This window comes from Pedobacter sp. ASV1-7, from assembly GCF_040203335.1.
GTDB lineage: Bacteria > Bacteroidota > Bacteroidia > Sphingobacteriales > Sphingobacteriaceae > Pedobacter.
This window is the reverse complement of sequence record NZ_JBEHBV010000002.1, coordinates 268302-290821: the sequence shown is the minus strand read 5'-3', so window position 1 is coordinate 290821 and position 22520 is coordinate 268302. Positions and strand designations below refer to the sequence as shown.

The 22520-nt window shown below is 32.7% G+C and carries 23 protein-coding genes; 16 read left to right on the top strand and 7 right to left on the bottom strand.

Annotated features, from left to right (window positions below; all coding sequences use genetic code 11):
• Positions 1-3: 3 nt before the first annotated feature.
• A complete protein-coding gene (locus ABDJ41_RS06325; RefSeq protein WP_349785006.1) occupies positions 4-807 on the bottom strand; it encodes a nitrilase family protein in 804 nt (267 codons plus the stop codon).
• Between the two features lie 24 nt (positions 808-831).
• On the bottom strand, positions 832-1977 hold the full coding sequence (locus ABDJ41_RS06320) for a methionine aminotransferase (protein ID WP_349785005.1): 1146 nt from the start codon (positions 1975-1977) through the stop codon (positions 832-834).
• Positions 1978-2046: 69 nt separating this feature from the next.
• Between ABDJ41_RS06320 and ABDJ41_RS06315 the strand changes: the two genes are divergently transcribed.
• Entirely contained in the window at positions 2047-2817 is a 771-nt protein-coding gene (locus ABDJ41_RS06315) for a queuosine precursor transporter (protein WP_349785004.1), read from the top strand.
• 36 nt (positions 2818-2853) lie between these two features.
• Here ABDJ41_RS06315 and ABDJ41_RS06310 read toward each other — a convergent pair whose 3' ends face one another.
• From ABDJ41_RS06310 to ABDJ41_RS06295, 4 genes are all read right to left on the bottom strand, one after another.
• A complete protein-coding gene (locus tag ABDJ41_RS06310; protein WP_349785003.1) occupies positions 2854-3231 on the bottom strand; it encodes a GreA/GreB family elongation factor in 378 nt (125 codons plus the stop codon).
• A gap of 165 nt (positions 3232-3396) precedes the next feature.
• The gene (locus ABDJ41_RS06305; RefSeq protein ID WP_349785001.1) at positions 3397-3543 is read right to left on the bottom strand and encodes a hypothetical protein; all 147 of its coding nucleotides are present in this window, start codon (positions 3541-3543) and stop codon (positions 3397-3399) included.
• 48 nt (positions 3544-3591) lie between these two features.
• A complete protein-coding gene (locus ABDJ41_RS06300; protein ID WP_349785000.1) occupies positions 3592-4044 on the bottom strand; it encodes an RES family NAD+ phosphorylase in 453 nt (150 codons plus the stop codon).
• A 1-nt stretch (position 4045) separates the two neighbouring features.
• Complete coding sequence (locus tag ABDJ41_RS06295; protein ID WP_349784998.1) at positions 4046-4510, bottom strand: Xre family toxin-antitoxin system antitoxin; 465 nt, start codon at positions 4508-4510, stop codon at positions 4046-4048.
• A 298-nt stretch (positions 4511-4808) separates the two neighbouring features.
• On the opposite strand from ABDJ41_RS06295, the gene ABDJ41_RS06290 reads away from it, so the two are divergent.
• The 3 genes from ABDJ41_RS06290 (at position 4809) to ABDJ41_RS06280 (ending at position 7085) form a co-directional block, all read left to right on the top strand.
• Positions 4809-4985 (top strand): BF3379 family histone-like protein, encoded by a 177-nt coding sequence (locus ABDJ41_RS06290; RefSeq protein ID WP_349784996.1) that lies wholly within the window; start codon positions 4809-4811, stop codon positions 4983-4985.
• Positions 4986-5088: 103 nt separating this feature from the next.
• Positions 5089-5742 (top strand): YceH family protein, encoded by a 654-nt coding sequence (locus ABDJ41_RS06285; protein WP_349784995.1) that lies wholly within the window; start codon positions 5089-5091, stop codon positions 5740-5742.
• Between the two features lie 86 nt (positions 5743-5828).
• The gene (locus ABDJ41_RS06280; protein WP_349784994.1) at positions 5829-7085 is read left to right on the top strand and encodes a YeiH family protein; all 1257 of its coding nucleotides are present in this window, start codon (positions 5829-5831) and stop codon (positions 7083-7085) included.
• 40 nt (positions 7086-7125) lie between these two features.
• Here ABDJ41_RS06280 and ABDJ41_RS06275 read toward each other — a convergent pair whose 3' ends face one another.
• Positions 7126-7569 carry a hypothetical protein gene (locus ABDJ41_RS06275; RefSeq protein ID WP_349784992.1) on the bottom strand — a complete coding sequence of 148 codons (444 nt, stop codon included), beginning with the start codon at positions 7567-7569 and terminating at the stop codon, positions 7126-7128.
• 570 nt (positions 7570-8139) lie between these two features.
• On the opposite strand from ABDJ41_RS06275, the gene ABDJ41_RS06270 reads away from it, so the two are divergent.
• The 12 genes from ABDJ41_RS06270 (at position 8140) to ABDJ41_RS06215 (ending at position 22503) form a co-directional block, all read left to right on the top strand.
• Positions 8140-9432 (top strand): nucleotide sugar dehydrogenase, encoded by a 1293-nt coding sequence (locus ABDJ41_RS06270; RefSeq protein WP_349784990.1) that lies wholly within the window; start codon positions 8140-8142, stop codon positions 9430-9432.
• A gap of 4 nt (positions 9433-9436) precedes the next feature.
• On the top strand, positions 9437-10879 hold the full coding sequence (locus ABDJ41_RS06265; protein WP_349784989.1) for a lipopolysaccharide biosynthesis protein: 1443 nt from the start codon (positions 9437-9439) through the stop codon (positions 10877-10879).
• 35 nt (positions 10880-10914) lie between these two features.
• Positions 10915-11778, top strand: coding sequence for a glycosyltransferase family 2 protein (locus ABDJ41_RS06260; RefSeq protein ID WP_349784988.1), 864 nt, complete (start codon positions 10915-10917; stop codon positions 11776-11778).
• 49 nt (positions 11779-11827) lie between these two features.
• A complete protein-coding gene (locus ABDJ41_RS06255) occupies positions 11828-12952 on the top strand; it encodes an O-antigen ligase family protein (protein ID WP_349784987.1) in 1125 nt (374 codons plus the stop codon).
• Between the two features lie 3 nt (positions 12953-12955).
• Positions 12956-14803, top strand: a complete 1848-nt coding sequence (gene asnB / locus ABDJ41_RS06250) for an asparagine synthase (glutamine-hydrolyzing) (RefSeq protein WP_349784986.1) — start codon at positions 12956-12958, stop codon at positions 14801-14803.
• 35 nt (positions 14804-14838) lie between these two features.
• Complete coding sequence (locus ABDJ41_RS06245; RefSeq protein WP_349784985.1) at positions 14839-15939, top strand: glycosyltransferase; 1101 nt, start codon at positions 14839-14841, stop codon at positions 15937-15939.
• Between the two features lie 17 nt (positions 15940-15956).
• Positions 15957-16547 (top strand): sugar transferase, encoded by a 591-nt coding sequence (locus ABDJ41_RS06240; RefSeq protein ID WP_349784983.1) that lies wholly within the window; start codon positions 15957-15959, stop codon positions 16545-16547.
• A 15-nt stretch (positions 16548-16562) separates the two neighbouring features.
• Entirely contained in the window at positions 16563-17681 is a 1119-nt protein-coding gene (locus ABDJ41_RS06235; protein ID WP_349784981.1) for a glycosyltransferase, read from the top strand.
• A gap of 11 nt (positions 17682-17692) precedes the next feature.
• Entirely contained in the window at positions 17693-18601 is a 909-nt protein-coding gene (locus ABDJ41_RS06230; protein ID WP_349784980.1) for a glucosamine inositolphosphorylceramide transferase family protein, read from the top strand.
• A gap of 20 nt (positions 18602-18621) precedes the next feature.
• Positions 18622-19722: a glycosyltransferase gene (locus tag ABDJ41_RS06225; RefSeq protein WP_349784978.1), complete on the top strand. Its 1101-nt coding sequence runs from the start codon at positions 18622-18624 to the stop codon at positions 19720-19722.
• Between the two features lie 32 nt (positions 19723-19754).
• Positions 19755-20870 (top strand): NAD-dependent epimerase, encoded by a 1116-nt coding sequence (locus ABDJ41_RS06220; protein ID WP_349784976.1) that lies wholly within the window; start codon positions 19755-19757, stop codon positions 20868-20870.
• A gap of 232 nt (positions 20871-21102) precedes the next feature.
• Complete coding sequence (locus ABDJ41_RS06215; RefSeq protein ID WP_349784974.1) at positions 21103-22503, top strand: pectate lyase family protein; 1401 nt, start codon at positions 21103-21105, stop codon at positions 22501-22503.
• The last annotated feature ends 17 nt before the right edge of the window (positions 22504-22520 follow it).

The following is a 22520-nucleotide window of genomic DNA, read 5'->3' as shown; positions in this document are numbered from 1 at the left end:
TGATTAAATGATATCAAACTTATCTGCGTCCTTTAAAAAAGGAAAGCTTCTGCGGGTTTTTACCAGCTCTTCATAACCTATGCTGAAAGTGTAAAGATCTTCATCCTCAGGTTTATAATAAACGGTTTTACCCATAGGGTCAATACACATAGAATGGCCGCTATGGTAAACTTCTTTTCCGTCATGACCAACTCTGTTGGCAGCAATTACATAGCTTTGGTTTTCAATTGCACGAGCAGGAATAAGCGCTTTCCAATGCGAGGAACGCTTGTCAGGCCAACTGGCAATTAGCAATAAAATATCATATTCTTCCTCCTGATTGCGCAGCCATACAGGAAAACGGAGGTCGTAACATATCGCTAAGCGTATTTTCCATCCCTTTAACTCCACAATAACTTTTTCAGTTCCAGCTGTATAAGTTTTATCTTCGCCTCCCAATCCAAATAGATGTCTTTTGTCATAATGACTGGAAGTGCCATCTGGTAACATCCAGATTAAACGATTGTAATAATTGCCATTTTCTTTGATGATCAGGCTTCCTGTAACCACACTCTCGTACTTTTCTGCAATCTGTTTCATCCACAGCATGGTTTTACCATTCATCTCCTCAGCCAGGTCAGCTGCATTCATGCTAAAACCAGTATTGAACATTTCAGGTAAAACAATCAGATCCGTTTTTTCCTTTACACCCAATGAAAGACGGAGTGCAAGATTTTGTAAGTTTTTATCAATGTTTTCCCAGAAAAGGTAAGCCTGGAAAATGGTGATTTTTAGGTTGTTTATATTTAGGTATTTAGGGTTGTCCATTATTCTAATTTATAGGGATGTAAATTATAATTTCATTAGTCTCTCAACGGCTTTTTCGAGTGTTTCTTGCTTTTTAGCAAAACAAAACCTTAATACCTGATGATCGGTATGCTTCATATAAAATGCTGAAACCGGAATACTGGCTACTCCGAACTCTTTAACCAGTTTTATAGCCATATCCGTATCCTTTTCTTCATTTAGATGCGCATAGCTAACGCATTGAAAATAAGAGCCGTTACAAGGTAGTAATTTAAACCGGGTTTCTGCAAGTAAGCTGATGAAGAAATCCCTTTTTTGTTGAAAAAAATGAGAAAGACCCATGTAGGTTTCTTTATCTTTTAAATAATTAGCAATACCAAGCTGCATTGGAGTATTAACGCTAAAAACATTAAACTGGTGTACTTTCCTGAACTCTTTCATTAAATTTTCCGGAGCTAGGCAGTAACCTGTTTTCCAACCAGTAGCATGCAATAGTTTTCCAAACGAAGCAGCAATAAAGCTCCTCTCTCTTAATTCAGGATATAAAGCAATACTCCGATGTTTATTATTGTCAAATATAATATGCTCATATACCTCATCACTTAAAATCAAGATGTCTGTGTTTTTAGTAAGCTTAATTAAGGCTTTAATATCTTTATCAGACAAAATGCATCCTGTTGGATTCTGAGGGCTATTTAAGATGATCATCTTGGTGTTTGCGGTAAACAGCTTTTTTACCATTTCCCAGTCAATCTCATAGTTAGGAGGAGATAACTCATAAGGTTTAACCAAGCCACCCAATAATTTAATAGCCGGCGCATAACAATCATATGCAGGTTCAAAAATAATCACTTCATCACCAGAGTTAATACATGAACTTAATGCAGTGAAAATGGCCTGAGTTCCGCCGGCTGTAATTGTAATTTCAGTATCTGGATTATAGTTTGCACCGTAAAGTCTGCTTACTTTTTCGGCTATAAGCTCTCTAAGTAAAGGTAAGCCAGCCATAGGGGCATATTGGTTGTTACCCCTTAACATTGCGTCTGTAACAAAGTTTAATAGTTTAGGGTCACATTCATAATCTGGAAAGCCTTGTGATAAGTTTACTGCATTGTGTTCCTCAGCTAACTTAGACATTACACTGAAAATGGTGACGCCTGTATGGGGTAATTTTGACTGTATAGATATCATGTTACGACGAAAATAGAAATAAATATTTTATAGCCTTATATCAGATTTATTTAATAATTTCAACCTGCTATGAGTTTTAGAACAAAAGAGAGTAAGTTATTGCTTGTCCTAGGTGCCTTTTTTGTTGCCAATGCAATTCTATCTGAGTTTATCGGTGTTAAAATTTTTACGGTAGAAGGAACACTAGGCATAAAGCAGTTTGATATAAATTTATTTGGTGTACCCAACTTATCTTTTCATATGTCGGCCGGTGTGCTTACCTGGCCAATAATATTTATTATGACAGATATTATAAATGAATATTTTGGAGTTAGACAGGTTCGTTTTTTATCTATACTCACTGCTATTTTAATCTCTTATGCCTTTATCGTTGTGGGTGCTGCAATGCACCTACAGCCCTCAGATTTCTGGGTTAATCAAGACATAAATGGGCAAAAAGTAAATATGAATGCCGCATTTGCAGGTATATTTGGCCAGGGGATGTGGATAATAGTCGGTTCTATTACTGCATTTTTAGTCGGACAAATTGCTGATGTATTGATTTTTCACCGCATTAAAAAGATAACTGGTGATAAAGCCCTTTGGTTAAGGGCTACAGGCTCCACGGTCGTTTCTCAATTTATAGATAGCTTTGTTGTTATTTTTATAGCATTTTACTTAAATCCTCAATATCATTGGAGCTTCCAAATGGTAATGGCAATCGGATTAGTAGGTTATGTCTATAAATTTATTGTTGCTATATTAATGACACCTGTGCTATATCTCGTACACGGTATTATTGATGGCTATCTGGGTAAAGATCTTTCTCAACGTATGATAAAAATGGCCGGCAGGAGATAGGGCAGAAGCAATATCTCCCCCTTTGACACATTTTAATTATAATCTGTTTACTTCAAGGATTTTGAATTCCTGGATGCCATCTGGCATTTCCCAGTTAATACTGTCTCCAGTTCTATATCCAAATAAGGCAATTCCTATTGGTGCAAAAACAGATACTTTCTGAACTTTTATATTTGCTTCCTCAGGCATAACCAATTTAAATGTAAATTCTTTCCCTGTTTTCACATTGGCAATCCGCGCCTCGGATTTTAAACAAACTACATCCAGAGGAAGTTCTTCTTCAGTATAAATTGTAGCTGCTTTAAGCTCTTCGCGTAATTTCTCTTTATTGTAAGCGCTCATGTTCGATTTCTCTAAATGTTCTTTTAACAATTTGAAATCACTTTTTGATAATGATAATGATTTTGTTTCCATGATTTTAATTCTCTTAAATATGATTTTATATAGTTTAAGGGGTATCAAAAGAATAACCCTATGTAGATGTGTTATAAAGCTTTTTGTTAAAAATTAACAAAGAATAATGATTCAGAAAATTTCTGAGCCCCTGAATCGAAGAAGGTGATAAGAATGATTCGGGGCTTAAATGATAAAGTCCTTACTGGTTACCTGGAATGTGAAACCTAATGGGTAGTTTTCTCTAAAGAATCTTTTGAACAGGGCATAGGCTTGCGATTGACTTTTATTATAAGTCATCATTGTAGCTTTATGAGTACCTGTTTGTTCCATTTTTGCTAATGTCGTCAGCTTTTTTCAAAAATCAAAGAAAAATGAAGATTATGACATTTTTATTCGCTTATCAAAAATAAAAACTTCTGATTTTAAGAGTTTAATGGATTTGAAATCAGGATGTTTAGGGTTAATTAAATAGTTGTATTCAGCATTGATAATGGCCGATGGAACTTTTAATATTGCTGATTTACCAGCCATAATCCAATCTTCTCCCAATTTCTGGGTAACTGGCATATTATGGAATTCTGTCCAGTCTGGTTGTAGTTTCTTTTGTTCTATAGATAAAATAACCAAGTCGTCAGGAATTTCAATAGTCATTACTTTGAATGACTGATTTAATCCTATTTGATTTCTGTGTACTACATTTTCAAGGCAGGCGAGAGATCGGGATCCTGCTGTATAAATCATTTCTATATCATTGGGATTCCAGCGTGCTGCTCTTCCTGAAGCTTGAAGTGAATCCGTATATTTTGCCAGTCCAATCCTAAATACCTGCATTTTATGCTAAATCACCGTATTCTATGCGGATAAGCTCTTCTTCGATAAGGGAAATACCTGTAATCGTATCCATCAAATCAAAAGGTATTTGATTTCCTAAGCCATAAGAAGGCATATTAAGCCACTGATAAAATGCTTTAGCAGAACCAAAAACAGCAATTCCTTTATCAAATAATGAAAAAGATTTTAATAGTTTTTCACTTAGGGAAGGATCTAGCTTAGACGAGCTTGTTATATAATTTTGTATCGTTTTTACATTGGTCTTAAAAGTATCCTGAAATTCCTCTTTACTAAAGCCAGAAAGGTTTAGGAAATCAAGAGCGGCTTTTGCCGATAAGCCTTTTTTGGAACTAGTCAGTAAGCTTATGGGGTTATCATATAAAGATTGATAAGGCGCAATAATTGTGCTTTCTGAGACTATAGAGACCTTTTCTTTAGTTTTATATGTTTTTGGAGTAGCGGCCATTTTGGGTTACATTTTAAATCTATTCAAATGTAGGAATTTTTTCTGTATTTTTTGGAATTTTTTCTAAATAGATTCATTTATTATTAATTAATATAGATATCTGAATATTACAAAATGATAGCTTTTGAATTAATCATTTTGGGGTGAAAACATTCTGGTGAAAAATATTTGAGGTGGAAAAGTGCAATAACAGACTAGTTATGTACGTTTATTTGTAAAATAATATATATTTGACTTAAAATAAAAACAAAACATGAAAACTGCCTAGGTGGCTTTCATATAATTAAAAAGAAAAAACATGGAAAAATTTTCAAAAGTTAAAGAATTATTAGCTGCAGTAGAGGCTGATGCTGAGAAGTTTTATAGCGCAGGTAACAATGCAGCTGGTACAAGAGTACGTAAAGCAATGCAAGATTTAAAAGTTTTGGCTCAGGAAATCCGTACGGAGGTTACTGAGAAGAAAAATGCTAAATAATAAGAATTAGTATAAATATCAGTAATCCGCTTTCAGTTGGTTACTGATATTTTTTGAGGCTCGTTTAAATGCCGTAATAAATGATTTATTTCTATCTTTAGAAATGGAATCAATACAAATTTTACCAGTCCTTGATGCTGTTGAGCTTCGCGTTCTAGGTGTGCTAATGGAGAAATCAAAGACAACGCCAGAGTATTATCCAATGACAATAAATGCGATTACACTGGCCTGTAACCAAAAAACCTCTCGTAAACCAGTCGTTCAATACGATGATCAAACAGTAATACTTGCGCTTGATACTTTAAAAAGAAAAAGCCTTGTATCTACAGCAACAGGTGGCTCAAGTCGCAGTGTAAAATATAAACATAACTTTGCTATTGTTTTTCCTGTTCTTCCACAAGATGTAACCATTATATGTTTATTGATGTTAAGAGGGCCTCAAACACCCGGTGAGCTCAATACAAATTCTGGTAGAATGTACGAATTTGAAACATTAGATGAGGTACAAGAAGTATTAGAAAGACTTTCTGTGCATGAAATGCCTTATGTAATGCAGTTACCAAAGCGTCCTGGTCAAAAGGAAGTTCGATACACTCATTTGTTGAGTGGCATTCCTGATCTTACTCAGATTGATTTACAGGATGAAGTAAGTAGCAGCAGACCTTCTAGTGAATTGGAAAGTCGTTTGAGTAAAGTTGAACAAGAATTGTCAGATCTAAAAGAAGCTTTTGATAAGCTGATGCAGGAATTATCCTGATTCTAAACTTATATGTATTGTTCACTCACTTTTAAGTGAAAGTGGATAGGTATGACTTCAATATAGAAACACACAAATTAAATATAATGTCAGAAAACAAAAAACTAAGTATCCATGAAGATTGGGTCGTCGTAATTTTAGGTACTTTAACAATCATTTTAGCCATTTCAGGATTTGTATTACGCGTTCCCGTATTTGGTTGGAAGAGTATTACTGATCTTTCTACAATCGTATGTTCTGCTTCAAATTTGCAATTAATTGGAGTTCAATTCTTGTTTGTAATTGCAATAGCTGCATTAGGTGCAATATTAATGGGAAAATCAGTGAAAAATGCAGTATTAACCTTTCCAGGGATCTATCTTTTAACCATTCTTGCATTGATATCGGCAGGTAACGCTCAAGTTAAAGCGTTAAACCTTGAAGCTGTTATCTTTAGTTTAACTATAGGACTGATCATCGGTAACTTTTTTAAACTTCCAGAATGGTTTAAATCATCGCTGTCAACTGAATTATTTGTTAAGATAGGACTTGTATTATTAGGTACAACAGTTATTTTCTCAGAAATATTAGAAGCGGGCTCAAAAGGTTTACTACAGTCGTTGATAGTGGTATTGTCTGTGTGGTATTTTGCTTATTGGCTATGTAGGAAATTAAAAGTAGACAGTGAGTTGACTATGATGATTTCGAGCGCTGTATCTATCTGTGGTGTCTCCGCTGCAATAGCAACTTCAGGAGCCATTAAAGGAGATTCTAAAAAGCTTTCCTATGTCATATCAATGGTTTTAATTACAGCTATACCAATGATGATCTTTATGCCTTATATAGCAAACTACTTTAATTTTCCGCAGGCTATTACCGGAGCATGGTTAGGAGGAAGTATTGATACCACCGGGGCCGTAGTTGCTTCAGGTAGCCTAGTGGGGGAAGAAGCATTAAAGATTAGTACAATTGTAAAATTTTCTCAAAATGTATTGTTAGGAATTGCTGCTTTTGCGATCTCTATCTATTGGACAGTTACACAGCATCCAGCTGGTAAGGAGGCAGAGTCAAAACCAACTATAAAAGTAATCTGGGAACGATTCCCTAAGTTTGTAATAGGTTTTGTAGGTGCTTCGTTATTGTTCTCATTCTTTATTACACCAGAAGTCAATAAAGAAGTAAAAGGGATGCTTAAAAATATGCAGGGTTTATGGTTTGCTCTTGCATTTACAAGTATCGGACTAGAAACAAACTTTAAAGATCTTTTTGGAAAAAATAGCAAGACACCATTCTACGCTTTTATGATTGCACAAGGATTCAATATCATCATTACGCTGATAATAGCATATTTTTTATTTAGTTGATAAAAAAAACTAAAATTGATCTCCTGAATGGTTAAGATCATCAGGAGATCATAATCTTACTTTGATCAGTATGATTATTATTTATAAACTGAGGACCTTTTGTTTCTGATTTTTCTAACTCCCGTTTGTTATTGTCAATTTTAGCAATTTCAATTAACAAATCATTACACCGTTCTAATAGTGTGATGTATTTATTTATCCAGTAGCTAATTGAGTTTTCACAACTTTCATTTTGGAAACTGTTCTTAGAAATTGAGTCTGTTGTAGGGTAATTTCGATTTTTTGCAAATTCCTCAGGAAATTCATTGGAGAAATCATGATTTATTGCATGACCAATTTTACAAATCGTTTCAAGATTTATATGTCCATGCTCGAACCAGTTATAAATAGATGTTCTACTAACATTTAGTATACGTGAAAGTTCGCTGATTCCTATTTTAGTCCGAACAACACGTTCAATTACATCCCCTTTGTTTGAAATCATTAGTAAATAGCTTTAATTTATTTAATTTTTATAACCAAAGTATTTGGATCAGAGGGATGTGCTAATCTTAAGGAAAGTTAAAAAAAAAAATAGAATAAAATAAATAAATTTATATCCTGCAGTTAATTTATATGAATTAGCTATCTCTTTTAGGTGTCTTTTGTTAATTAAAACCTTAATTTTTATTTTTATTTTTACCTGTTGTAAATTATTGTTACAATGTTTTATTATTTGTTAGTGAAATTATCTATAATGAATCTCAAAAGTTGTCCAGTTTAATTACACAATTGTGCAATTGTATTTACAATTATGTGTTGTACTATACAATTTTATACTACAATTCAAATATTCACTTATCTTCTTGAAATATAATACATAGATTTATTTAACAATTACTTTTTCAGTCCAGAATGTCTTCTGATAGGCAGAAAAAATTGGATGTCTCAGTTCCAGTCGAACGATGTAACTGGTGTAGCGAAGCTGTATAATACTATCAAAATAGCCTATCGTTTCAACGAATGCATTGAGTTTTTAAACGAAAAACTTTAATCAGCTTTAAATACTATTAATATGTTAAACCCACGCCCTTTAATTGCTATTGTTGGCCTTGGATATGTAGGCTTACCTTTGGCTGTAGAATTTGCAAAAAAATATCAAGTATTTGGATTTGATATCAATATCAATCGGGTTTCCGAACTTAAAATGGGAATTGATCATACTCTTGAAATTTGCGAGGATGAACTAAATAGTGTAATTAAGAAAGATATAAATTCAGATTCAGGCTTATATTTTACTAGTGATGTTGGAAAGATAAAGCAGTGTACTATTTATATAGTTACAGTGCCAACCCCCGTAGATAGAAACAATCGCCCAGATCTGACTCCCCTAATGAAGGCTAGTGCAACGGTTGGTCTGGTTCTTAAAAAGGGAGATATTGTGATTTATGAATCTACAGTTTATCCGGGTGTAACTGAAGATGAATGTGTACCGGTTTTAGCCAAAAAATCTAACTTAAAATTCAATGTTGATTTTTTTGCGGGTTATTCACCAGAACGAATTAATCCTGGAGATAAAACACATACTGTAGCAAATATACTTAAAATTACCTCAGGTTCTACTCCGGAAGTTGCAGAATATATCGATCAGTTGTATAAATCAATTATTACAGCAGGGACATATAAAGCTTCTTCAATTAAGGTTGCTGAATCTGCCAAAATTATTGAAAATGCACAACGTGATATCAATATAGCTTTTGTAAATGAACTAGCGATGATTTTCAATCGGCTAGGTATCAACACTAACGAGGTGTTAGATGCAGCTGGTACTAAGTGGAATTTCTTAAACTTTAAACCTGGACTTGTGGGGGGGCATTGTATAGGAGTCGATCCATATTATCTTGCACAGAAAGCACAAGAGGTAGGATATTATCCTGAGATTATTTTGGCTGGCAGGAGAGTAAATGATGGGATGGGAGCTTATGTGGCAGATCAGTTAATTAAACAGATGGTTCAGAAAAAGACACAGATAACTGGTGCCAAAGTATTAGTCCTGGGGTTTACATTTAAAGAAAACTGTCCGGACGTACGTAATACTAAAGTAATTGATATCATAAATAGATTAAGGGAATACAATGTTCATGTAACAGTGCATGATCCCTGGGCAAATGTTATACATGCTAAACATGAATATGGAATCATTTGCGAAAACGGGGAATCAAAAACCAGGAAATATGATGGAATACTATTGGCTGTGGCCCATCAGGAATTTAAGGATATTCAACTTGCTGAATTATGTAAAAAAAATACAGTAGTGTATGATATTAAGTCTGTTTTACCTAACGGGATTGTGAGTTCACGTCTTTAATAAAATGAGCTTAAAAGAGAGAACAATATCAGGGATTATTTGGTCAATTGGACAACAATTCAGCTCAAAGATAGTTGGATTCTTTATAACCATAGTTTTGGCCAGGATATTAACCCCTCAGGAATTTGGATTGATAGCGATGCTATCGGTATTTATATCTATAGGTAATACATTATTAGACAGTGGCCTTACTATCTCGCTCATAAGAACTGCCGACGTTAGTCAAAAGGATCTTTCAACAGTCTTTTATTTTAATCTGATTGGAAGTATACTTTTATATATCATTTTGTTTTTAACAGCTCCGGCTATCTCAGCATTTTATAATCAGGACGTTTTAACAAAAATAATCAGGGTATATGGATTAACACTTATTATAAATGCCTTTTTCGTCGTACAAAGTACACTTTTGATAAAAGAAATGAGGTTTAAAGCTCAAACTAATATTCAAATACCCTCTGCTATAGCAGGAGGTCTTCTAGGAATTTTACTCTCAAAAATGGGATACGGAGTTTGGAGTCTAGTTTGGATGAGTTTGTTAACGGCATTTTTATCAACTGTACTGCACTGGTTTTATTCTAAATGGCGTCCATCACTATTGTTCGATAGAGAGAGTTTTAAACGACATTTTAAATTTGGGTATAAAATGACTCTATCAGGTTTGCTGGAAACACTTTATCAAAATATATATACGCTTATCATTGGTAAATATTATTCTGCAATACAACTGGGTTTTTACTCAAGAGCTTATGCCATTAGTCAGCTGCCAATTGAAAACATATCAGCTGCTATTAGTAAAGTTACTTATCCTATGTTTTCAGAAATATCGCAAAACGATGAGCAGCTAAAAAGAGTAAACAAAAAAGTTATGCAACAAGTTATTTTTTGGAACGCACCAATGCTTGTTTCCTTGTGTGTAATTGCAGAGCCGCTGTTTAGATTTTTACTGACAGATAAATGGTTGCCCGCAGTCCCTTACTTTCAAATACTTTGTATTGCTGGGATTTTACATCCTTTGCATTCTTATAATCTTAATATTTTGAAAGTTAAAGGTAGGAGTGATTTGTTCTTAAAACTTGAAATTATAAAAAAGGTAGCAAGTGCTATAGGAATAATATGTGTAATACCATTTGGGATTTACGGATTGCTGTATTTTCAGTTGTTTTTTACTTTCGTCGGCTTTTATATCAATTCAATTTATAGCGGAAAATTAATTGGTTATCCAATACGAGAACAAATCATCGATATTTTACCTATGATAACTTTATCAGTATCTATTGGGATGTTAACTTATCTACTCAATTCTTATTTATTATTGCCTTTATTTTCAAATGATTTATACCGGATTATAATATGTATGCTGTTTTATTATATAGTTTATTTGGGACTTAGTAATCTCGTTAGGCTTTCGGCAGCAGTAGAGTTTAAACAACTAATCTTAAAAAGATGAATGTTGATAGTAGCAGTCTAAAGAAACAATTAATTATGGAGAACATAGAATCTGATGTTGTGCTTAGTATTTGTTGTGTAACTTATAATCACGAAAAATATATCGCACAAGCAATTGAAGGTTTTATTATGCAAGAAACCTCTTTTAAATATGAAGTGATTATTGGAGAAGATTGTTCTACTGATGGAACAAGAAAAATCGTAGAGGAATATGCATTAAGATATCCTGATAAAATAAAACTGATTACTTCAGGTCTTAATGTTGGTGCCCATCAGAATGCAGCGAGAGTAATTAAAGAGGTCAAAGGTAAATATATCGCGCTATGTGATGGAGACGACTTTTGGACAGATCCTTTAAAATTGCAGAAACAAGTAGACTTTCTCGAGCAAAACCAAGAGTATATCATGTGCTGCCATTATTCAAAAAGAATTAGAGAGAATAATGAAATATACTATATGAACCTAAATCCAAAGCCAATAGTATATTCTTTTGAGGATATATTGTTTGACAACGATTTTGAGACAGTTCTCCTTTCGGTTGTTTTTAGAAATACGGCTGAAATTAATGAAATGTATAAGGAGGATTGGTTCTATAAAATTAATGCACCTGATAGATTGTTAAAATTATATGCCACTTTCACATCCGAGAAAAAGATCTATGTATTGCCAGAGGTAATGAGTTGCTATAGAAAACATATCGGAGGCATTTGGAGTACTATACATCCTAAAATCATAAAGCAACGAACACTTAATGATTTGTACCTGATCATTAGAATTTTTAAATATTCGAGAATTCAGAAAATTAAATTGCTATTCTACTACCTTAAAAATTATTTTTTATTCGAAGCAAGAAGGCATAGTATTCAAAGTGCTTTTGCAACAATAAAAACCATATTATAATTGAAACCTACAGTTATTAATAAATGTATAATGAACACAGGTTTTAAAGATGAAATACATTCGAATAATTATTATCTTTTTAATATTCTGTAATATACCAAGTTATTTTTTAGCTAAGGCCAGTGCTTCGTTAGGGCAGCTTCTAAGTTATACTACTTTTCTTCTTGTCATTGCTTATTATCTTCTTAGCGATAATAAAAAACTGGTGATGCCATTTATTATTCTAGGTATTTTATTCTTTTTAGTTTCCATCTTGGTAAGTGCTGAAAATACCGAAACTTATATGATAACTATGGTCAAGTATTTCATCATTGTTGTGATGGGAGCGGCTATGGTAAATGATATTACAAGAGAAGAAATGTATGTAGTACTTTTATTGGGATGTTTAAGTATTATTCATGAATCTATATTTATAGAAGGAATAGGAGGGAGATACAGAGGGTTTTACTTAAATCCAAATGCTGCAGGTTTTGCATGTATAATAGGCTATTGTTTAAGCTTTTCAATAAATGATAAGAGATTAAAAATTATTGGTCAACTATTATTTTCCATAGCAGGCTTTATGACTTTTTCAAGAACGTTTTTGTTAATTTGGGTTCTGATAAACCTCTTCTCACTATTGATCAGCTATAAAAATGTTTATAAAATTGCTATTGGAGTTGTTTTATTTAGTCTATTCCTCTCTTTTGGTAGTAAGTTAGATTTAAGTGCCAAAAGGTTACATGCTTTTTCTGGTATACTTAATGGTAAAGTAAATGACGATTTAAAAGAGGAATCTAGAGAAGAAACATGGGCACACTATTATAATAAAATTTTAGTTAATCCAATTTTGGGGAATGGTTATCATTCATTTAGTGGTGAAACCTCGGGTAAAGAAAATAACAAATTTACCATTCGAAATGGTGTTCATAATACATTCTTAATGGTTATCGGTGAAGCTGGATTTTTTGTGTTATTATATTTTTTATGGATTTATAGTGCTTTTTTAGTCAATGGTATGAGAATGTTTAGCGATAATCCAATGATTTTCTTAGTCTCATTCTCTATGATTATGTATATGCTCACTAACCATAACTATTTTGATAACTATTTGGTGTTGTTTGTTTCTATATGGATCTATATTCAAATAGATAGATGGAAAAGCAGTGAATCTTTATCTAGTCAAGGTATTTAGAATATGTGCGGTATTTATTTAACAAATATTCCTTTTTCTAAAGAAGAAGTAAGTGAAAAATTAAAAACCATACGTTTTAGGGGCCCCGATTATTTGGGGATAAAAAAACAAGGCGATTTGATTTTTGGACATTTAAGACTATCCATTTTAGATTTAAATGTTCGGGCAAATCAGCCCATGTCTTTCGAAGGTCTTACCATTGTTTTTAATGGGGAAATTTACAATTTTAAAGAGTTAAGAAATGATTTAGAAAGTTTAGGCTATGTTTTTAATACGACAGGTGATACTGAAGTGTTATTAAAAGGTTACAAAGAATGGGGCTCATCCGTTGTAACTAAATTAAATGGAATGTTCGCATTCGCTATTTACGATTTTAAATCAAAAAAAATATTTTGTTCTAGAGATCGATTAGGTGTTAAGCCATTTTATTATTCATGGAAAAATGGACAATTTGAGATTTGCAGTCAATTAAGACCAATTAACCAAAATAAACGAATAGATGAACAAGCTATTTCAATATACCTAGACTGCGGTTATATCCCTAGCCCTATTACAATATACCAAAATGTTTATAAGCTACCACCTGGTAACAATCTTGAAATTGATTTGAAAACGCAGAGTTTTGAAATTAAAGAATACTGGAATTTAAAAGCTATTACTGAAACATGTTTATCCTATGATGAGGCAAAGGAGAAACTCCATGAATTGTTAAAAGAAGCAGTGAAAATAAGATTAAAGTCAGATGTCCCATTTGGATCATTTCTTTCTGGGGGAATAGACTCGGCTTTAATATCAAGCATTGCCGCTAAAATTTCTAATCAGCCTATTCGTACATTTTCAATTGGATTTGAAGATCCTAAATATGATGAAAGTAAAGCTGCAGCCAGTTATGCAGCTATTATGAAGTCAGAACATACAGAAACAATTTGCAAGGCTACTGACGTTTTAGAAATGATCCCAAAACTTATAGAAGTTTATGACGAACCATTTTCAGATAGTTCTGCTTTACCTTCATTATTACTAAATAAAATTACAAAACAGTCCGTAACGATGGCTTTATCTGGTGATGGGGGGGATGAAAGTTTTTTTGGTTACAATCATTTCAGATTAGTCACATACGCAAATAAAGTAACTGGCTTACCAAAATTTATAAGGAAAACGATATCTAAAATGTTGATTTGGAATGTTCTTGGGCGTAGAAATGATCCCTATAAAAGAATATTAAGTATTGGTTCTAATTATGATTTTATAGCTGGAATATTTGTAGGTTATGATTCTCTATTAAAAAAAAGAGACTTTAATTGGCTTTCTCACTACAGTGGATATCGGATATGGTCTAAAGATTTATTGCAGGCTGCTGCAGATTTGAATATAAAGCTGTGGTTGGAAAATGACAGCAATGTTAAAGTTGATCGTGCAAGTATGGCTTATTCTGTAGAAGTTAGAAGTCCTTTCTTAGATTACAATATTATAGAATTTGCAAGAACACTACCTGTTGCATTTCGTTATGACAAAAAGAAAAAGAAAAAAATATTAAAGGATATACTTAAAGAATACATTCCTGAAGAGGTATTTGACCTACCAAAGAAAGGATTTGCAGTTCCTCTCGATGGATGGATAAGAAATGAACTTCGAAATGATTTTGAAGAAAATTTAACTGACGACTTCTTGTTTATGATTCCCAATTTGAATGTGAAAAAGTTCAAATCGATGTTTCAGCAACATTTAAAAGGGGAATATGATTATTCATCCTATATATGGAGGTTATACGTGCTATCTCGGTGGTATCAGGAATTTGGATTCTACAAAAGAAAAATCGAGAAAGAACAGGTTCTGGCAGAAGCTGACTAAAAATCTGATGTTTTACTAAAATTAAATTGGTAAAAATGAAAGGTAAATTATTTTTTATCATCAACAACCTTTATAGCGGTGGAGCAGAAAGAGTCCTTTCGACATTAGCTAATGAATTTAATAGACAAGGTTTTAATGTCTTCATAGTGTGTTTAAATGAGGCAGAGTCTGGCTACCTGATTTCACCTGAAATTAAAATTAGAACGCTTTTAAAAAAAAGGGGTAAGGAGCATGTAATCAATAGATTTAAGTATGCTTTTTTGATATATTTTAGGCTGCTAAGGCTCCTGATAAAAGAAAAGCCACGTTGTGTAGTCTCTTTTATGACTACTTCTAATTTATGGACAGGATTAGTTTGTAATATCCTAAGTATTCCTTACATAGTCTCCGAAAGAACAACTCCTGATAACACCATAAATTCATTTAATTATTTTTTGAGAAAACTCACCTTTTTAATTTACAAAAGATCTAAGACAGTAGTCCTTCCCGCTAAAGGAATTGAAGACTGTATTAAAAAAAATCAAACATTTAAAAAACTAAACAATACACAAATAATTGGTAATCCAATCAACCAATTTCAATCGCCATCTACTGATAACGTGTATAATAAAAAATTCATTCTTGGTGTAGGTAGGCTCGCATATATTAAAGGTTTTGATCAGTTAATTGCAGCATATGATAAAGTTGAATCAGATGATATTGATCTGATTATTATTGGCGAGGGTAGTGAACATAAGAATTTAGTAAAGCAAATTGAAAAATTGGGACTTCAAAATAAAGTTAAACTAATCGGCACTAAAGAAAACCTTCAAGACTATTATAGCCAGGCAGAGTTGTTCGTATTACCATCTAGAAACGAAGGGTCTCCAAATGCTTTAATAGAAGCCATGAGTTTTGGATGTGCATGTATTGCCATGGATTGTGAATTTGGTCCATCAGAGTTAATAGAGAATGAAAAAAATGGAATTCTGGTTGAGGCTGATAATATATTAAAACTGGCATCAGCAATTCAGAATTTGCTTAAAGATGTAGAATTGAAGAATAGAATAGCAGAAAATGCAAGATTAATACAAAATACTAATTCTTTAAAAGACGTATTCTTAAAATGGGAAAGACTGATCTTGTCTAATGTTTAAATGGAAAAGTTATGGATATGAAACGAATATTTGATATCATTTTTTCATCAGTGGGGTTAATTGTATTGAGTCCACTTCTTATAATCATAAGTTTACTGATTATTACAGAGTCTAGAGGAGGTGTATTTTATGTGCAAATCCGTGTTGGAAAGAATGTTGAAGATTTTCCTCTTTATAAGTTTAGAACAATGTATGTACATGAAACTGATCAAAAACTACTCACAATTGGAGATCATGATGCTCGTGTTACAAGGATAGGATATTGGTTGAGAAAATATAAGCTTGATGAATTGCCGCAGTTGTTAAATGTTTTAAAAGGTCATATGAGCTTAGTAGGCCCTCGTCCTGAAGTCCGGAAGTATGTTAACCTTTATAATGATGAACAGCTAATGGTACTTTCAGTAAAACCGGGAATAACTGATTGGGCCTCAATTAGATTCTCGAATGAGAGTGAGTTACTTGAAAAAGCTGAAGACCCAGAGAGTTTTTACGTACATGAATTGATTGGATTAAAAATAAATCAGAACCTAGAATATATTAATAAACACAATTTATGGACTGATTTTAAGATAATACTACTGACTTTAAAAAAAATAGCAATAAGATAAGTAAGAATTACGGTTATGATCAAATTAAAAATTGTTCATATTATCGGAGCACTTCGAAGAGGAGGAGCAGAGCGCTTTGTTGTCGATCTATGTAATGAATTGGCTAAGAGTAAAGATTATGAAATATATTTAGTTTCTCTTTGTGACAATAATGCTGATACATCTTTTTTGAATGAAATAGATGGCAATGTCAATTATCTATCCTTCCATAAAGGAAAAGGACTGAATTTAAAAGTGCTTTTTAATTTAACATCTTGGTTAGTTAGACAAAAAGCGACTGTAGTACATACTCATTTAAATGCACTTGAATATGTATTGATGTATAGGTTGAGAAGTCGTAGCTGTAGTTTCTTTCATACTATTCATTCTGTTGCAGAAGCTGAATGTCCAAATTATTTAATCAAATTTTTTCGAGAAATGCTATATAAAAGAAACAAAGTAACTCCTATTGTAGTTTCCCAAGACGGCAGTGAATCATTTAGGAAATATTATGGATTAAATAAGGTAACAGTAATTGAAAATGGTCGTCCATTCCTAAATCTAACTAATAAAGCTCCTTTGTTAATTGAAGAATATAAAAAAGATAATAATTCTTTTATCCTGATTCATATAGGACGGATTATCAAAGTGAAAAATCAACAATTACTAATTGAGGCAGTAAAGAAATTTAATGCTATAGAGGATAAAAAATGCAAGTTGCTTATTATAGGAGATATACGAGATGAATCTTTATATCAAGAATTGCATACTTTGGCTGGTAAGGATAAATCTATTGAATTTTTAGGAGGAAAAGATAATGTTGCTGATTACTTAAATATAGCAGACTTTTTCTGTCTCTCTAGTTTCTACGAAGGGATGCCCATTTCTTTAATCGAGGCATTGTCTCTTGGTTGCATATCCATTAGTACAAAAGTTGGAGGTATTAAAAACATGATTGAAAATGAAGTTAACGGTTTTTTGAGTGTAGATAACAGTGTTGACTCTTATTATCAAACTATAAAAAAAGCAATTTTTTATCCGGATAAACAGAAGATTAAAGAAAATAGTTTTAATTCATTCAAACTTAAATATCATATAGAAGCCTCTGGTAGGAAGCATTTTCAAACCTATAGTCTTGGTTTAACCAATAAATGAATTAAAATAAAATGAAGCAGGTGATCGACAGATATTTTGGGTCTGATAAATGGAATATAGGTTTTGTAAACCAATCTGCAGAAGATTTAGTGCTCAGAAAAAAATTCAGTGAGAAAATTGTTTGGCTAACAGAAGATAAATCGGATTATTCTGCAGATCCATTTGTCATAAATATAGATTCTAATCTATTTATTTATTACGAAGAACTTAATTTTTGGACAATTACGGGTAAGATTTCAAGGATTGAGAATTTTAATTTTGGCACTAAGCAAAGAATCAAAGGTTTTTTACCTAATGGAATTCATTTCTCGTATCCATATATCTTCCAAGATCAAAAAAAAGTCTATTGCATCCCTGAAACTGCAGATGTGGGAGAAGTAAGTTTGTATGAACTTAGTCAAACAAATTATACAAAGCTTGAAAAAAAGCGAGTTTTATTAAAAGGATCTCGTTATGTGGATACGTCAATAATATATTATAATGATAAGTATTGGTTATTTACAAATATAGACGGTCGGTTAAATGACATATACATTTATTACTCAAATTCATTAGATGAAGAGTTTAAACCTCATAAATTAAATCCAATTCAGGTCGATTCAAAAAATTGTAGAGGTGCTGGAAACCTATTTATTGTTGGTGAGAAACTATACCGACCAACTCAGAATCTTGAAGTTCGTTACGGAGGTTCTATAATGATTAATAAAATATCGGAACTTTCTGAAGAATATTTTAAATCAGAAATAGACTTTGAATTAATACCCGAAGCACCATATCTGGAAGGGATGCATAATATTAGTTTTGCGAATAACCTCATTGTTGTAGATGGAAAAAGAAGGAGACATTCAGTAATTACCCCAATACATAGATTGTTGAAGAAAATTCTTTACAAAAGACGGAATCGGTGCAAAACTAGCTAGTACTGGTAAAATTATTTCAAATGGAATCTTTAGAGCGATTGTTATTTGTATCAATGTCTGATACCGCAGGAGGTGCAGAAAAGATTCTGTGTATGATGGCCGCAGAAAAGGAAAGTCCTTTAATCTTTGTGAAGCACATGTATGATTCCAGGTTGGTTATACCTGGTTCTATTAAAGTAAGATATTTAACACAAGGAAGTATGTTGCTTGGTTTTTTTAAGCTTTTAAAAGCACTTTATCCATATCGAAAGGGATATACCATTATTAGTACACACTCTTATGTCAACTCTTATTTAGGAATGCTAAGACGTATCGGATATCTCAAATCTGATTTAATTGTTAGGGAGTGTACGTCTGTTTTTAGTCGGTACACAGGATTAAAAAAAATGAGTTACCGGATCGCATATAACTTGGGCTATCCAGGGACAAGTTTAATTGTCTGTCAGACCGATCTAATGTGCAAGCAACTATTGGAACAGAATGCATTTATCTCAAAGACTAAAGTCCTTGTTAAAGAAAACCCTATAGATCTGAATGATATATTAGAAAAATCTGAAGAGCCGATAATTGAAAGTATAAGCGGTTCAGATTTTATTTGTTCTGCAGGTCGTTTGATTTCTGAAAAGGGTTTTCCTGTATTAATTCAAGCCTTTTCAAATATTTCAAAACGATATCCCAATTTAAAGCTATTGATTTTAGGCGAAGGGGTGGAAAGGAATAATCTTAATAAATTAATCAAAGAAATTGGTCTTGAGCAAAAGATAGTTCTTCTGGGACATGTAAATAATCCTATCCCTTATTTTAAAAGGGCAAAAATATGTGTGGTATCTTCCATTAAGGAAGGTTTTCCAAATGTTCTATTAGAAATGATGGCAGTAAGTCGGTCTCCTGTAATCTCAACGTTATGTGCTGGAGGTATTGAAGATATTCCTTCAATTATAAAGGTTAAAGTAAATGATGTCAGTGAACTAGCTTCAGCAATTGATGCTGTTTTATGTAGTGATGCCAATAATAAAGTCAAGACGAGTTATTTCAGCTATCGTACGCCAAAAAAGTTTATGGATTCTATTCTAAAAGAAGCTAAACTAAATGGTATGACGCTTTCAGAGCGTATGCAATGAGCATTTCGAAAATTATTTTAAAACCAAAGATTATGAAAATTTTAGTAACAGGTACAGCCGGATTTATCGGTTTTCATTTAACAAAAAGGTTATTAGAAAGAGGAGACGAAGTAATAGGAGTTGATAATATCAATGATTATTATGATGTAAATCTCAAGTATTCAAGGTTAAAGGAACATGGAATATTACAAAGTCAGACAGATAATGGCAAATATGTTGACAGTATAAAGTATCCTGGTTATAGGTTTGTCAAGATGGACCTAACAGAAAAAGAGGCCTTGCAAAATATATTCAATGAACATAAGTTAGATGCTGTTTGTAATTTGGCTGCTCAAGCAGGTGTACGCTATAGTTTAACTAACCCAGAGGCTTATATACAATCGAATATAAATGGTTTTTTAAATATACTTGAATGCTGTAGACATGCAAAAATTAAGCATTTACTATATGCAAGTTCCTCGAGTGTTTATGGTTTAAATAAAAAAATGCCTTTTTCAGTTAAAAATAATGTTGACCATCCTGTTTCCTTATATGCGGTTTCCAAAAAGAGCAATGAGTTAATGGCACATGCTTATAGTCATCTTTTTAATATGCCAACTACTGCCTTACGTTTTTTTACCGTTTACGGACCATGGGGAAGACCAGATATGGCGTTATTTATCTTTACAAAATCAATACTGGAAGGCAAACCAATAGAAATTTTTAATAACGGAAATATGAGCAGAGACTTTACTTATATTGATGATATTGTAGAAGGAATTACACGTTTAATAGATAAGCCTGCAAAATGTGATGCTAATTGGGATGCTCTTAATCCAGATCCATCGAGTTCGAAAGCACCTTTTAGTGTATTTAACATTGGTAGAGGTGCCCCTGTAAGTCTTATGGAATTTATAAAGGAAATAGAGAATAATCTAGGTATTAAAGCAAAGAAAAATTATTTGTCAATGCAGGATGGTGATGTTGCAGATACCTGGGCAGATGTATCAGGATTGGAGAATGAATTAGGTTATAAACCTAAAGTTTCAGTTAAAGAAGGAGTGTGCAATTTTGTTAACTGGTATAAAGCACATTATCTGACATCTGAGTATAATCAAACTTATCCTTTTATTAGAAAACGGAGCCGTCAGGCAATATTAAAAGTTTAATATTAACTATTGGTTTATATTTGTCTGTCTTGTCTCATTAAAACTTTATGTTTTAAAACTGTAAAAGTAGTTCACAATAATTGTACAATGGGATAATCTATGTTTAAACGCATATGTTGCTGTTTTTTTTAGAAAACCATCAGTCTTTTCTTAATTTACTCTGTAACTTTTAAGATACAATCTTTTTTCGCCTGTCGCGTTAGAAGGTTAATTTTAAAAAACAAGGTAATTAATGAAAAGATTCAAAGAAAAATTAAAAAGAGTGTGTGTCTTGGGTTTACTATTGTCTACCGTTTTAACATTTAGCCAGTGTAAAAAAGAAGGTGTAGATAACTTAATTAATGATGTTCCTATATCAGTAGATACACAAAGTGCAAATTATGGAAAGACTAATGAATTCATTGTAAATGTCTCAAAAGCGATTTCTGATGGAGGTTATGCTATCCGGATTCCAATGGATGCAAAACTAACTAGTGATTCGAATACCGAGCCCAATGCTTCTAGTCTAAGAGTTTTTGAAAATGGTGTTGAAATAGGCCCAGCACATAGTAGCCATGCAGATATCAGAGCCAAAGGTAAGGGACGTTTTAGTCATAAATCGGGTTTTTTGTTTCTTTCTGCATCTGACAATTCAAACCCGAAAAGTAATGGAAAGAAGTATACTTATACTGTAAATGGACAAGGTGTTACAACTCCACCACCAGTAGTAGTACCTCCAGTAGATCCAGTAGATCCAACTGGACCTGTTGCTCCAGTTTCAGGAGATGAACCGATTGGTTATGCATCAGTTAATGGTAAAACAACTGGAGGTAAGGGTGGACAAACCGTTACAGTAACTACTTTTTCAGCATTAAAAACAGCTTTGTCTTCAACTTCTCCGATGATTGTTCAGGTTTCTGGTAAAATTAGTGGAACAGGCTTACTTCGAGTTGAATCAAATAAGACGATTTTAGGGTTAAAAGGATCAGAATTAGTTGGTGCGAGTTTGTTTATTTATGGTAAGAACAATATTATCATCAGAAATATGACCATAAGTAAAGTTCAAACCTATTCAAACATTATCATAAAAGAAGGGTCGCATCACATATGGGTAGATCATAATGATCTTTCTTCGGAGCGAGTAAGCGATTGGGATTTTTATGATGGATTATTAGATGTTGGAACGGGTGCTGATTATATTACATTATCATGGAACAAGCTACATGATAACCACAAAGCAATGTTAATCGGCTTTAGTTATAATGAACCAGAATCAGTTGGGAAATTACGCGTTACTGTACATAATAACTACTTTTATAATGTTTCAGAACGTTGTCCAAACGTAAGATATGGAACAGTTCATGTGTTCAATAATTATTACGATAACGCTGGATTTGTTAGTTCGTTAATGGGAGCTACGGTAAGAGTAGATAACAACTATTTCAAAAATACTAAACTTCCGATTAGAACGGAGCTTAGCCCACAAGCTGGTACTATAAGTGGAGAAAGTACTAACATTTTTGATAACTGTGGTAAAAATATTATTACTACTGCACCATCAAGTTGGGTACCATCTTACGAATATAAAACTGGATTTAATGTGGCAGCAAATGTTCCATCGGTTGTAACTAATGGATCAGGTGCAACATTGTAATCAATATTAATTAAATA